Source organism: Bacillus sp. AFS073361 (genome assembly GCF_002567005.1).
GTDB lineage: Bacteria > Bacillota > Bacilli > Bacillales > Cytobacillaceae > Neobacillus.
The window spans coordinates 1-12,347 of the sequence record NZ_NUZU01000033.1; the positions used below are offsets into that span (position 1 = coordinate 1).

The 12,347-nt window shown below is 37.3% G+C and carries 14 protein-coding genes; 4 read left to right on the forward strand and 10 right to left on the reverse strand.

Annotation, left to right across the window (positions count from 1 at the left end):
- Positions 1 to 42: 42 nt before the first annotated feature.
- Positions 43 to 267, reverse strand: coding sequence for a helix-turn-helix domain-containing protein (locus COJ96_RS16630; protein ID WP_098574935.1), 225 nt, complete (start codon positions 265 to 267; stop codon positions 43 to 45).
- 159 nt (positions 268 to 426) lie between these two features.
- On the opposite strand from COJ96_RS16630, the gene COJ96_RS28720 reads away from it, so the two are divergent.
- The gene (locus COJ96_RS28720) at positions 427 to 600 is read left to right on the forward strand and encodes a hypothetical protein (RefSeq protein WP_180230150.1); all 174 of its coding nucleotides are present in this window, start codon (positions 427 to 429) and stop codon (positions 598 to 600) included.
- 236 nt (positions 601 to 836) lie between these two features.
- Here COJ96_RS28720 and asnS read toward each other — a convergent pair whose 3' ends face one another.
- Both asnS and COJ96_RS16640 read right to left on the reverse strand, forming a co-directional pair.
- A complete protein-coding gene (gene asnS, locus COJ96_RS16635; protein WP_098574936.1) occupies positions 837 to 2,228 on the reverse strand; it encodes an asparagine--tRNA ligase in 1,392 nt (463 codons plus the stop codon).
- Positions 2,229 to 2,369: 141 nt separating this feature from the next.
- Positions 2,370 to 3,281 carry an alpha/beta hydrolase gene (locus COJ96_RS16640; RefSeq protein ID WP_098574937.1) on the reverse strand — a complete coding sequence of 304 codons (912 nt, stop codon included), beginning with the start codon at positions 3,279 to 3,281 and terminating at the stop codon, positions 2,370 to 2,372.
- Positions 3,282 to 3,479: 198 nt separating this feature from the next.
- Between COJ96_RS16640 and COJ96_RS16645 the strand changes: the two genes are divergently transcribed.
- The gene (locus COJ96_RS16645; RefSeq protein ID WP_098574938.1) at positions 3,480 to 3,710 is read left to right on the forward strand and encodes a hypothetical protein; all 231 of its coding nucleotides are present in this window, start codon (positions 3,480 to 3,482) and stop codon (positions 3,708 to 3,710) included.
- 14 nt (positions 3,711 to 3,724) lie between these two features.
- Here COJ96_RS16645 and COJ96_RS16650 read toward each other — a convergent pair whose 3' ends face one another.
- Positions 3,725 to 4,189 carry a GNAT family N-acetyltransferase gene (locus COJ96_RS16650; RefSeq protein WP_098574939.1) on the reverse strand — a complete coding sequence of 155 codons (465 nt, stop codon included), beginning with the start codon at positions 4,187 to 4,189 and terminating at the stop codon, positions 3,725 to 3,727.
- A 184-nt stretch (positions 4,190 to 4,373) separates the two neighbouring features.
- On the opposite strand from COJ96_RS16650, the gene COJ96_RS16655 reads away from it, so the two are divergent.
- Positions 4,374 to 4,508: a BA3454 family stress response protein gene (locus COJ96_RS16655; RefSeq protein WP_098574940.1), complete on the forward strand. Its 135-nt coding sequence runs from the start codon at positions 4,374 to 4,376 to the stop codon at positions 4,506 to 4,508.
- Positions 4,509 to 4,552: 44 nt separating this feature from the next.
- On the opposite strand, the gene COJ96_RS16660 is transcribed toward COJ96_RS16655, so the two are convergent.
- Both COJ96_RS16660 and helD read right to left on the reverse strand, forming a co-directional pair.
- Entirely contained in the window at positions 4,553 to 5,173 is a 621-nt protein-coding gene (locus COJ96_RS16660; RefSeq protein WP_098574941.1) for a DUF2238 domain-containing protein, read from the reverse strand.
- 121 nt (positions 5,174 to 5,294) lie between these two features.
- On the reverse strand, positions 5,295 to 7,634 hold the full coding sequence (helD, locus tag COJ96_RS16665; RefSeq protein WP_098574942.1) for an RNA polymerase recycling motor HelD: 2,340 nt from the start codon (positions 7,632 to 7,634) through the stop codon (positions 5,295 to 5,297).
- A gap of 414 nt (positions 7,635 to 8,048) precedes the next feature.
- On the opposite strand from helD, the gene COJ96_RS16670 reads away from it, so the two are divergent.
- Positions 8,049 to 8,582 carry a YceI family protein gene (locus tag COJ96_RS16670; RefSeq protein WP_098574943.1) on the forward strand — a complete coding sequence of 178 codons (534 nt, stop codon included), beginning with the start codon at positions 8,049 to 8,051 and terminating at the stop codon, positions 8,580 to 8,582.
- 61 nt (positions 8,583 to 8,643) lie between these two features.
- Here the strand turns inward: COJ96_RS16670 and COJ96_RS16675 are convergent, their stop codons facing one another.
- The 4 genes from COJ96_RS16675 to COJ96_RS16690 all read right to left on the reverse strand — a co-directional run bounded on the left by COJ96_RS16675 (position 8,644) and on the right by COJ96_RS16690 (position 12,266).
- Positions 8,644 to 9,585 (reverse strand): ATP-grasp domain-containing protein, encoded by a 942-nt coding sequence (locus COJ96_RS16675; RefSeq protein WP_098574944.1) that lies wholly within the window; start codon positions 9,583 to 9,585, stop codon positions 8,644 to 8,646.
- 146 nt (positions 9,586 to 9,731) lie between these two features.
- Complete coding sequence (locus COJ96_RS16680) at positions 9,732 to 10,220, reverse strand: L,D-transpeptidase family protein (RefSeq protein WP_098574945.1); 489 nt, start codon at positions 10,218 to 10,220, stop codon at positions 9,732 to 9,734.
- A 60-nt stretch (positions 10,221 to 10,280) separates the two neighbouring features.
- On the reverse strand, positions 10,281 to 11,783 hold the full coding sequence (locus COJ96_RS16685; RefSeq protein ID WP_098574946.1) for an aminotransferase class V-fold PLP-dependent enzyme: 1,503 nt from the start codon (positions 11,781 to 11,783) through the stop codon (positions 10,281 to 10,283).
- A gap of 135 nt (positions 11,784 to 11,918) precedes the next feature.
- On the reverse strand, positions 11,919 to 12,266 hold the full coding sequence (locus COJ96_RS16690) for a hypothetical protein (protein ID WP_026563700.1): 348 nt from the start codon (positions 12,264 to 12,266) through the stop codon (positions 11,919 to 11,921).
- Between the last annotated feature and the right edge of the window lie 81 nt (positions 12,267 to 12,347).

Below are 12,347 nucleotides of genomic sequence, written 5' to 3' on the forward strand. Positions count from 1 at the left end.
CTTATTGCAGTGGCCTCTATGTTGAGTCTGTTTTTTATGCTTCTATGCTTCTTTCTCCTCTGAAGACCAAATATATAAATCTTCAATCCGGCAATTCAATTCTTTGGAAATGGTCATTGCAGTATTTAAGTTCATTACTTTCTTTGACAGATAGTCGTTGAGTTGAGTTTGAGGAATATTTGTATTCCTTTCCAAACTTTCCAAGTCCATACCGTTTTTAGCTAGTAATTCTTTGAGGTTACTTTTTCTTGCCTTATAATTTGTCAAAATGACACCTCACTTTCTTTAAAGCATAACACATTACGTTTTGTTTTGAAAGGAAGTGGGCTTTATGATTTCCAATTGAGTTTACTTATCCAATAAGATAGCAATAGGATTAAGGATTTTATGATATACTTAATAAGGAATAGGTAAAGGGGTGTAAAAGTGAAAAACTCAACCAATCTATACAAAAACGGACAATCTGTAAATATTATTGAAACTGGCGAAGTCGTCACCATTCTAAAATCACAATATGTAAAAAACATGAAAAGATATTCTTATATCGTTAAGGAACACCCGGAAACATTCTTTTTCGAAGAGGAATTAAAGGATCAATAAATTAGAAAAGCGTAAGCCCCTGGTCAGCGGCGTATGGCCTGGAGCGCTCCAACTGAGATAAAGGAAACACGAAGAGCCGGAGGCGCATTCGATGTTGACTTATCGAAAGGTGGAGAGTGAAGGACACTAGCCGCTAGGGCGCTGGAGCTAGACAGTAATCTAATTTCAAAAACTTATACTTTATTGTCATTTCAAAAAAGAGAAGACCAATTCGAAAACTGGTCTTCTCTTTTTAATTAAAACTCTGCATTCCCTGTTGTTCTTGGGAACGGAACTACGTCTCTAATATTAGTCATTCCTGTTAGATACATAATTAAACGCTCAAAACCAATACCATATCCTGAATGTTTCGTACCGCCATACTTCCTTAATTCCAGGTACCACCAGTAATCTTCTTCAGTCATGCCAAGTTCATTTATTTTACCTGCTAAGATTTCTTCACGTTCTTCACGCTGACTTCCGCCAATCAATTCACCAATACCCGGTACTAATAAATCTGTTGCAGCAACTGTTTTCTTGTCTTCATTAAGTCTCATATAGAAAGCTTTGATTTCTTTTGGATAATCAGTAACAAAAACAGGTCGTTTAAATACCTTTTCACTTAAATAGCGTTCATGCTCGGTTTGCAGGTCAAGGCCCCATTCTACTGGATAGGCAAACTTTTCACCAGACTCCCGTAAAATATCAATCGCTTCTGTATAGGTCACACGGCCAAAGTCTGCCGTATAGGCATTATTTAACCGGTCTAGTAAACCTTTTTCAATAAAGCTGTTAAAGAAATTCATTTCTTCAGGAGCCTGTTCTAATACATAGCCAATTACATATTTCACCATTTCTTCTGCTAAATCCATGATATCCGGCAGTTCAGCGAAGGCAACTTCAGGCTCAACCATCCAAAATTCCGCCGCATGTCTTGCGGTGTTAGAGTTTTCTGCTCTAAATGTTGGGCCGAAGGTATAGACATTCCGGAATGCCAAAGCAAACGCTTCTGCCGATAACTGCCCGCTTACGGTCAAATTGGTTTCTTTGTTAAAGAAATCCTTGCTAAGATCCGTTTTGCCCTCTTCATTTTTCGGAAGATTGTCCATATCTAAGGTAGTTACTCGGAACATTTCCCCTGCACCTTCTGTATCACTTCCGGTAATAATTGGTGAATGAACATACACAAACCCTTTATCTTGGAAAAATTTATGAAGCGCATAGGACGCAAGCGACCTTACACGAAAAACGGCTGAAAATGTATTAGTCCTTGGCCGTAAATGGGCAATTGTTCGTAAGTATTCAAACGAATGCTTCTTCTTTTGCAATGGATAATCCACATTTGACGTACCTTCAATCACAATGTCAGTCGCTTTTATTTCAAAAGGCTGCTTTGCTTGAGGAGTATGAATAAAATCCCCTTTTACCCTAATGGATGAGCTGATTGGAAGTTTCGCGATTTCCTTAAAGTTCGCTAACTGCTCATCAAAAACAATCTGTACACCTTTAAAAAAGCTGCCATCATTTAATTCAATGAACCCAAAAGTTTTGGAATCACGAATGGTCCGAATCCACCCAGTTAATTCTACTTTTTGATCAATATAGCTTTCGGTATTTCTGTATAAATCCTTGATTAAGGCCTGTTTCATTGGTTTTCCTCCTAAATCTTATGTAAAAAGGTAAAAAAACCTCCCATCCCATTGGGACGAAAGGTAATATTCCATAATACTATCATCGTTTTTCTTTTATCCCTTCAATATTATATAAAAGTCATATCAAATTAGCAATATTCAACAAGATTTCCGTTTTAAAAGTAATTTTTTAGTCAGCGTCGATTCTTTTAAAAGCTTGGATTTCTGCCCGGAGAATTGCATATTCAGCCATTCTATCCGGTCATAGAAGGCATCTTCGCAGTCGGAAAATTCATGATTCGTATCATACCAACTGATTTTTTTTGGAGAACTAGCAATTGAATAAAGAGAATTAGCATGGTTTCGACCGATATATTCGTCATTTTCAGCAAATTGGAAAAAGATCGATGCTGGCGAAGCATTTTTAACATAATGAATCGCATCCAATTTCTTAAGACTCGAAATAAAAAATTCGAAGCGTTCAGGTGGTAGGAAACCACGAATTAGCACGGCTAATGGATGCTCACTTGTCATTTGCATCTCTGACACCTGTCCATATCCTGAGATCAGAATAAATGTTTTTATGCGATTTTCAATACCAGAAAGAATACCACCCCATGCTGCCCCCATGCCTTGGCCGACAAAGGCGATCTTGGATTCATCCACCTTTCCTAGTTCTCTAAGCAACGTGACTCCCCTTTTTATATCCATTACTGTTTGAATATATTTTTGAATATTTGCCATTTCCTCAATCGTTTTTGTAAACTCTTTCTTTCCTCGCAACTCTAGTTGTTTATTCCCTCTTAAGTATTGGGCTTCAATGAGCAGGGTTATATAGCCCTGGGTTGCTAGCATTTGGGCCTCACAGAAAAATGTTTTTCTATCTCCTTGACTTGGGTGCATATAAATGACTGCAGGTAGAGGGCCTAGTTGATCCGGTATGAATAGGTAGGCTGAAACCTCTCCTTTGAAAGGGCTTTCATATTTTACGTCATTAATATGATATCCATCTTTGGTAATTGTTTTAACCACCGCAAAACCAGAAAGTTTTTCTTCCTTATACTCAAACATTAACAACCGCCCCCGCGAAGATTCTTTATTATAATTTATTTGAATTTTCTAATTAATAGACCGTTTTCATACAAGATTCTTATATAAAAACAAAATCTCTAGAGTTTTAATAAGTTTTCAGAATATTAGCAGGAAAAAAGTTGCTTCTCGTCGAAATAGTAAAAAAATGTTATTTTTGATTATAGAGGAGTGATAATTGTGGATAAGGTAACATGTATTGCCTATCTATTATACAAGTCATCCAAGAATCAAGACATTAGAGAAAAAGCAATCCTTTTATTAAACGGCGATTTGTCCATACGAGATTTAAAAAAAGATGCGTCTATTCAGGCACATGTGATCATTGCTGAATCACTGCTGAAAAAAAATCAAATCGATAAAGATCAAGTTCAGCACTTTGCCGAGCAATTCATGTATTTAGAGGTGTAACATTCAATTTGATGTTATTGTCCGATTGATTTTTCGTAACAAAAAATACCACTTCCATTTTGCATGGTTGTTGAATTATAATAATTAAATCCTAATGCTTCCCAAAAGCGTTGTGCTCTTAAGTTCTCTTTTAATACACCAATTCTAACGATTTTCTTACCTCGTTTCAGCATCTCATTTTCGTAGACTGCAAATGCCTGTGCACCGAACCCATATCCTTGATAATCACCATGCAGCAGTAATAGACCCAGCCACGGGTAATGGTCCTTCGGATTTTCTAATAAATAATCAAGGATACCAATATACGTGTCATCTAGCTTAATAAAGGCACTAATTGAATTAGGATTTAAGAATTCTTCTTCCATGTCAGCAAGTGTTCTAGCCTCTTTACCATTTTCAAAAATATTATATTCGGGATTCGAGTTAATCATCTCAAGTGCAATATATAACGTTTCTTTTTTAACCTCTTCAAAATACATTGAAATTAGAAACCTCCATTTTATAGATACTCTAATATGATTATATCAAAACTAAATACTTTAGAAATGTTCGATGAACAATTCATGTCATAATTTTTCAAATTGCAAATAGGTTTAATCGTTGTGTAATTTTTAATTACATATTAAACCAATAAATTTTATTATTGAAAAGGAGATTTTATTTATGGTACAAGTTGAAGTAACTGTTACTTTCGAAGGAAAAAGCTATTTAACAAACGTCATCACCCACCGTGAAACTTCAGAGGATGAAATATTCCAACTTGCTTTAGAACAAGTTCAAAAACAATGGAAGAAATAAAATTAACCAGCAGATGGATTCTGCTGGTTTTTGATTTTTTCAGATTATTCACTCGTTACAATTTTTTGAATCTGCCGCGAATGAATGATACGTAAAGTAATGTAGGAAATAATACTGCCAATTAATGCTAACAGCATGTCCCATTGGGTATCCCAAACATCACCTTGGGTTCCAAGGAAAGCCTCTGCTGCTTCTCCTGTCAACAAAGCCACAGTGAATTCGACTAATTCATAGGTTGCACTAATAGCTAAACATATACAGATTACCGTAACGGGCAGCCATTTCGAATCTCGCAACGGAGAAGTTCTTATCAATAATTCACGGATAATAATTGCTGGAATAAACCCTTGTGCGAAGTGACCAAGACGGTCATAATAATTGCGGTCCAAGTCCCAAATATCTCTAAACCAATTAAACAACGGCATTTCTGCATATGTATAGTGACCGCCAATAAATAAGATTGACGCATGAACAAGGACTAAAAAATAAACCAGTGTTGTAAATTGAAAGAAACGATAGGTTAATAATAAGATAAATACACCTAAAAGTGCCGGAATCACCTCTAGCCACCACGTGAAACGATCATGGGGATGAATCGCTGACCAAATAAGGACAATAGAGAAAAGCAGAAGAAAAATAATAAGACTTCGATGTTCCTTTAGCAAGTGAATACCTCGTTTCCAAGTTTGTTGTAGATAGCATGTATAAAAGTTGGTAAGAAAATACTTCAATTATAATCTAAAAGAAACTGTATGTTTCTAAATGAGACATACAGTTTCTTTATTGTTAGATTACATTGGTTTTTTCGAATAAGTAGGTATCGTTTGGCGTTTTCTCCATTAAAGGGCTAATCCCTGACGTGGTAAGCATATGCAGCTCATGCATGGCCCTTGTGCAGACGGTATAAAATAATTTCCGTTCACTTTCATCCTTGTACCCAGAACAATCATACAAAATTACTGCATCAAATTCGATCCCTTTCGCTAGATACGAAGGAATGACAAGAATCCCTTTTTCATAGGAGATTGTTCCCTTCTCAATTAGATGCAATGGAATCTCGTTTTTAAGTGCATGATAGGCCCTTATGCTTTCATCAGACGTCCTGCAGATGACTGCAATAGTACGATGTCCTTCATTTTGAAAATCTTTTATTTTCCTTACAATTAATCCTGTTCTGCCATCCTCATCAATGACTGAAACTAACGGCTTCCTTCCCCTGCGATTAAAGGGTTCAATCTTTTCCCCGCCCTCAATCAACGTACTGGTAAAGTCGACAATTTCCTTTGTCGATCGATAGGTTTTGGTAAGGACAAACGATTCGACCTCCTCCCCTGCTTTGACTTGGTTAGTTAGAACAGTTTCCGCACCCGTGGCACCAGAAAATATTGCTTGATTAAAATCCCCAAGCAATGTCATTTTACTATAAGGAAATAGAGTTTGAATAAAAGCAAACTGAAATGGTGAATAATCTTGTGCTTCATCAATAAAAATATGCCGAATCGCCGTATTAGACTTACGCCCCTCAATTAAATCCTGGAGATACACATATGGAGTGGCATCTTCATATGGAATGATTTTCTCATTTAACTTATCCACCGTCTGTCTGCAAATATTCTTCCAATCAATCGGCAGGCTTTTATCCATATATTCAGCTTGCTTAAATAACTGGCAATAAACGCGTGGAGCATCAACAAACCGTAAACTTTTTACGCGTGTAAATAATGGCTTGAACTTCTCTTTTACGACCATTTCTGCAAGAAACTTTTGCTCCTGCTCAAAATCATCAAATGAATTACCGGAAAATTGATTCTTTTCCTGAAGCTTTTTGAATGCCTCCATAAAATCTTCTTTTTCGAGGTATTGGATTTCATCCTCCACCCAACTCCTTGATCGCTCTTGTCTAACTTTTCGCTTTAGGTCTCTTAACAACCATTCTTTAACAAGCTTCATTCGATTAGGAATGGTAATGTGATCCTCTAAGGAATAAAAATAATCATGAATCTCCTTTTTAGAAATTAATACATCGCCTCTAAATTTTAAATCCCTAAAAATTAGGCCCTTCTGAGATAAACCCTTTGTGTACTGATCGATAATATTCTTAAAGTCCAAACTTGCTTTAAAGCGAATCCCCTCAACTCTTTCATGATAATCCTTTTCATCCTTTCCACTTAGCAAATATTCCATCTGGGTAAAAGGATCTTCCACATCAAATTCCTTCCCTAATCGAGAATTTAGGTATTCCTGAAAAGTGGATTGCTGCATATTTTCTTCCCCAAGCTCAGGTAAAACTGTGGCAACATAGCTATTAAATAGCGGGTTAGGCGAAAATAACATAATATTTTCTGAATTTAAAGTCCCACGATAACGATAGAGCAGGTAGGCAACCCGTTGCAGGGCTGCAGACGTTTTCCCACTCCCCGCAACTCCTTGAACGATCAGTATTTTTGCACGTTCATTGCGAATAATTTCATTTTGCTCCCGTTGAATAGTAGCAACAATGCTTTTCATTTGAGTGCTCGCATTGTTCCCAAGGACCTCCTGAAGCATTTCATCTCCAATCGTTACCCCTGTATCAAACATCCCTTTAATCTCTGAGGCTTTTATAATAAATTGACGCTTTAAGCTCATATTCCCCTCAATCGTTCCTTCTGGGATTTTATATTGAGCTGGGCCTGGTGAATAGTCATAATAAAGGCTCGATATGGGTGCACGCCAGTCATAAATTAAGAAATTTTCATCATGTTCATCCATCAACGACGCAATTCCAAGGTACACGTGGTCCGTGGCTGTTTCTCCTTTTTCTAAAAAATCAATCCGTCCAAAGTATGGGGAATACTTTAATCTTGACAGTGTGTTAAGCTGTTTATCCAACTGATTATGTGTCCTCTCACGTTCAGAGAGGAGTTCAACCTGCTGTTTGATACTCGCCGCTGTTTCAATTACATCATCAGGTTCATCTAAATTGACAGTTACATCTTCCCAAAATTCCTTTCGAATCTCAAGAACATCAGCACCAACTTTTCCTGCATTTGATTTTAATTTATTTATTTTTTTATCGATTTCATTTACCACTGAAATGACTCTTGTTTGTTCCACTTGCCAGTCTTTGCTTAGTAAATCGCTCATCCAACCACTCTCCAGGTAAGTTTTGGTCAATTGTTGACAATTGAATCGAATTGTGTTAATGTTATAATAGGTATTTTTTAAACTATCGCATAATATTCAATTTATGCCAACTGTCATTTTATCATGCTCCCTCTACATTTTCAAGAAGATTATCACTACGAATCAAAAACGCCTTTTGGGCGTTTTTTTATTGTCTATTTTCCTTAAACCGCACTCAATATGCTACAACCTTTCCCTTATAGAAAATTCAATCTGACATTTTTAACTTATAAATATAGTATGAGAAAAAGCTTTTAAAAAATTAATAAAATATAATTGACAATATATTTGTCCGCATCATATAATTTATCTCGAATTAAGTTATTTCGATTTCAAGATAAAATAATTAAAAATAAACACTGGAGGAATTTAAAAATGACTAAAACAAAATGGGCTATTGATGCATCACACAGTAGTGTAGATTTTTCTGTTCGCCATATGATGATTGCAAATGTGAAAGGTACTTTCAACAAATTTGATGCGACAATCGAAGCAGATCCAACAGATTTAACAACAGCAAATATTGAATTTACCGTTGATACAGCAAGTGTAGATACAAGAAATCAGGATCGTGACGGACATTTAGTTTCTGCAGATTTCTTTGATGCAGCCAATCATCCAGCGATGACATTCCGTTCCACAAAAATTGAAAAAACGGACGATGGTGAATACAATGTTACTGGTGATTTAACACTTCGCGGTGTAACAAAGCCAGAAACCTTTGCAGTTACTTTTGAGGGTCAGGGAAAAGATCCATGGGGAAATGAAAAAGTTGGTTTTAGTGCAGAAGGTACGATTAATCGTTCTGAATATGGCCTCGTTTGGAATGCTGCTCTTGAAACGGGCGGTGTCCTTGTTGCTGATAAAGTAAAAATCAATCTTCAAATTCAAGCAGCAAAAGCAGAATAATTAAAGTTGGTCACATAAAGATAAGGCGTGAAGAAATTCACACCTTATCTTTATACCTAAACTATACTATCAAACGTTCTAGCTCTCCTTTCAAAAACTTAGCAAGCTCCAACATTCCAAATTTTCCTGCCCTTGCTTCAGCCTCTGAATTATAATTGGTATTTGTATTGATGTCATACGTATAAATTTCGCCTGCTCCATTACAGATAAATTCAATGCCGGCTACTTGAATCTGGTTAGCAGCAAGTACCTGTTCATACTTTATAATTATAGGGTCTGAAAAACCAGCAATGATTTCAAATTTTGGTTTCTCTTCCTTCTCTTCGCCAACTGGACAAAATAAATCACCAATCTGGCAGGCATCTGCCGGGCATAATTGAAATCCTTCCGACGTATCTACCTTAACTGCATAAACGAATTTCCCGCCAATAAATTCACAGCGAGTAATAAAACTTTCCGGTGCTTGTATGTAATCTTGAATTAATGTTATCCCGTCCACTGGTTCTTCGAAAGAAGGTCCCTCTACATAATTTTTTAATCCCTCTAAAGATTGAAAAAGCTGTACACCCAACCCTTTCCCCGCTCGGTTATGTTTTGTGATAAAAGGTTTACCCATAAATTCAACTACCGCCTCAAGGATTTGCTCCTTCCCTACGGCTGCAATGGTTCGAGGTGTTTCGATTCGGTATTTATTAAGTTCCAAGTATTGAATTACTTTACTAACTTCCAAATGTAGTGCTCGCGACCCGTTAATAATCTTTCTGCCGTGCGCTTCTAACCAGGAAAGGACTTGTCCAGCAAATTCGGGCGCAAACCGATGACCTCTTGTATGTGAGGACGCACTCATCCGGTTATAAAAAACCCCTTCTGGCGGTTCTTTTGAAAGGTCCAGACGGCCGCTGTCTAAGTGCCATTCTTCATAAGGCACACCTAATTCGTCTAACCGCTTTGTAAGATGAATGGTCCAGTCGCTATTTTCATGGATGATATATACTTTTGTCAATACAAACGTCTCCCCTCGGTCTCATAATTGCCTTTATATTAAAAAATTATAATTTTGATTGGTTAATTTGTGAAGATTGTGAAATTAATTAAACGAATTCCAAGGATAAATAAAAAAGGCTGATTCGAAAATCTGCCTTTTCTCACTTAAGGACGTATCAATACGCGAGTTCCATTAGGTACCATCTCTGCAAGTTGTAATACATCCCGATTATACATTCTTACACAGCCATGAGAGACCGCTTTCCCTATCGAACTTGGGTTGTTGGTACCATGAATACCATAGCCCTGTTTTGATAACGACAGCCACAATACGCCGAAGGGGCCCCCGGGATTATATTGCCGATTAACAATCACGAAATCCCCAGTTGGTGTATTTGTCAACATCTTCCCTACGGCGATGGGAAAAATTTTCACTAGTCTGCCATTATTGTATAATGAAAGTCTTCGTTTACCAACAGAGATTTGAATGGAATATGGAATCGTAGAAGGCTCTGGCAGACCTGGAATTTGAATTTTTTGTCCCACATGTAAATGCCCGACCCCAGGATTAGCTGCATAAAGGCTTTGGAGACTTACGCGATAATTTGCAGAGATAATCCCCAGCGTTTCCCCTGGCTTAACTGTGTGAATCATATGACCCCACCTTTCTCTTGACAGCATATGCCCAAACAAGTTTGTGGGTAACCTTATTCATTATTCAAATCGAAATAGCGGAGCCATGTCCTCTCTTTGGTGGTGGACATAAAAGTAATCATTACTTGCCTTATCATAAAGATAATCATTCTTCCATTCATTAATGTTTAAGATAATTTCTCTTATAGCATTTACAAACAACATAATTTCTTCATTGGTCATAATCGGATGGATTGAGAACCGTACCCATCCTGGTTTCTGCGACATGTCCCCCTGGTTAATTTTCTCAGTAATTTGTAAAGAGGATTCTTTATCAATATGAAGGAGATGATGCCCGTAGGTCCCTGCACAAGAGCACCCTCCTCTTACCTGAATTCCAAACCGATCATTGAGCAGGCGAACAATTAAATTGTAATGGATATTTTCAATATAAAACGAAACAATCCCGAGACGATCGCTTTTATGTCCAGCTAATATATGAACACCCGGTATGTCACCTAATTTAGGTAATAGGATACTTAACTGTTCTTTCTCACGTTTCAATATATTGTCTACACCCATTTGTTCTTTCAAATTCAAGCATAGGGCGGTCCGAATCGCTTGAAGAATACCGGGTGTCCCGCCATCCTCCCGCAACTCGATGTTAGAATAATATTGGTGCCCTCCCCATGGATTCGTCCATGTCACCGTTCCACCCCCTGGATGGTCTGGAACATGATTTGAATACAGTCGAGTATCAAAAACCAATACCCCACTAGTACCCGGTCCTCCTAGAAATTTATGAGGAGAGAAAAAGATGGCATCAAGTTTTTCTAAGGGATCCACTGGATGCATATTGATCGTTACATACGGAGCTGATGCTGCGAAATCCACTAAGCAGATCCCGCCATGTTGATGCATGATTTTGGCTAATTGATGGTATGGGGTTTGAAGCCCCGTTACATTCGAGCATGCTGTAAACGAACCAATCTTCATTCTTCTATTTTTATAATGCTGAAGCATCTGGACCAACTGATTACAGTCCACATTACCATCATGGTCTGGAGGTAAAATAACTACATCCCCTATTGTTTCAAGCCACGATGTTTGGTTGGAATGATGTTCCATATGCGTAATAAAAATAATGGGTCGCTCACTCTCGGGAAGTGCCAGCCGCGATTTCCACTGTTCATGTACTCTAATACCCAAAAGTCTTTGAAACTTATTCATAACTGATGTCATCCCAAATCCATCGAGGATCAGTGCATCATGCTCGTCGGCATTTACATGGTCCTTAATAATTTGTTTGGATTGATTATATATTCCCGTCATCATTAAACTGGTTATATTCGATTCTGTATGTGTATTGGCCATAAATGGGCCAAATACCTCTGAGATCTTCTGCTCGATGGGGCGATAAAGACGCCCACTGGCCGTCCAATCCGCATAAACAATTTTCTTTTTTCCAAGAGGAGATTCAAATTCCTGGTTTATCCCAATTACTTGTGAGCGAAACGGTTGAAAATATTCCTCAAGGTTATCTGGGATTCGATAGGTTTTGCTGCCAATCGTAGCGGTAATCATTTGTTTCACACCTCAAAATTAAACTCTTGCTTCAATATATGCATGACATGGATACACTGGTCCTATACAACAGCCAAATAAAAAAAGCAGCCTAATCACAATGATCAGGCCGCTAATTGTAGGATGAAGTTAATGTTAATAAGTAGTAATTTTCGCTGATTCTTTTTTGGTTACTTCCTCAATCTTTTGAATAAACATTTGAAATACACGCCTTTTTTCTTCTAAGTCCTTTATGTATTCTTTAAGCTGATTATAGCTTTCTTCAAAAGGTTTATGATACATATCACGAATTTTTTCAATAATTTCTTCGTTTACTGTCGATTGAATCACTTGCTTGGTGATTCCATATTTGTAGGAATATACTTTTAATTCCTGTGCTACCTCATCGTACTCATTCGCAATCTCAGTTAAAACTAGTGAGATATCATCCTTCCACTCATCTAGTGATTTTTGTAAGTAGGATTTTACCATTGTCTCTTCCATATAAACACCCGCCCTAATAGAGTCATGATTATGTTTTACTATTATAGCGTTGTTTGATTACATACAGATTGCGGACAGTTT

What these genes read in the sequence shown, in the direction of transcription:
- COJ96_RS16685 (WP_098574946.1), bottom strand. Translation starts at nt 11,783, where the DNA reads ATGATTACCGCTACGATTGGCAGCAAAACCTATCGAATCCCAGATAAC.
- COJ96_RS16680 (WP_098574945.1), bottom strand. Translation starts at nt 10,220, where the DNA reads ATGATTCACACAGTTAAGCCAGGGGAAACGCTGGGGATTATCTCTGCA.
- helD (WP_098574942.1), bottom strand. Translation starts at nt 7,634, where the DNA reads ATGAGCGATTTACTAAGCAAAGACTGGCAAGTGGAACAAACAAGAGTC.
- COJ96_RS16650 (WP_098574939.1), bottom strand. Translation starts at nt 4,189, where the DNA reads ATGTATTTTGAAGAGGTTAAAAAAGAAACGTTATATATTGCACTTGAG.
- COJ96_RS16640 (WP_098574937.1), bottom strand. Translation starts at nt 3,281, where the DNA reads ATGTTTGAGTATAAGGAAGAAAAACTTTCTGGTTTTGCGGTGGTTAAA.
- COJ96_RS16690 (WP_026563700.1), bottom strand. Translation starts at nt 12,266, where the DNA reads ATGGAAGAGACAATGGTAAAATCCTACTTACAAAAATCACTAGATGAG.
- COJ96_RS16670 (WP_098574943.1), top strand. Translation starts at nt 8,049, where the DNA reads ATGACTAAAACAAAATGGGCTATTGATGCATCACACAGTAGTGTAGAT.
- COJ96_RS16655 (WP_098574940.1), top strand. Translation starts at nt 4,374, where the DNA reads ATGGTACAAGTTGAAGTAACTGTTACTTTCGAAGGAAAAAGCTATTTA.
- asnS (WP_098574936.1), bottom strand. Translation starts at nt 2,228, where the DNA reads ATGAAACAGGCCTTAATCAAGGATTTATACAGAAATACCGAAAGCTAT.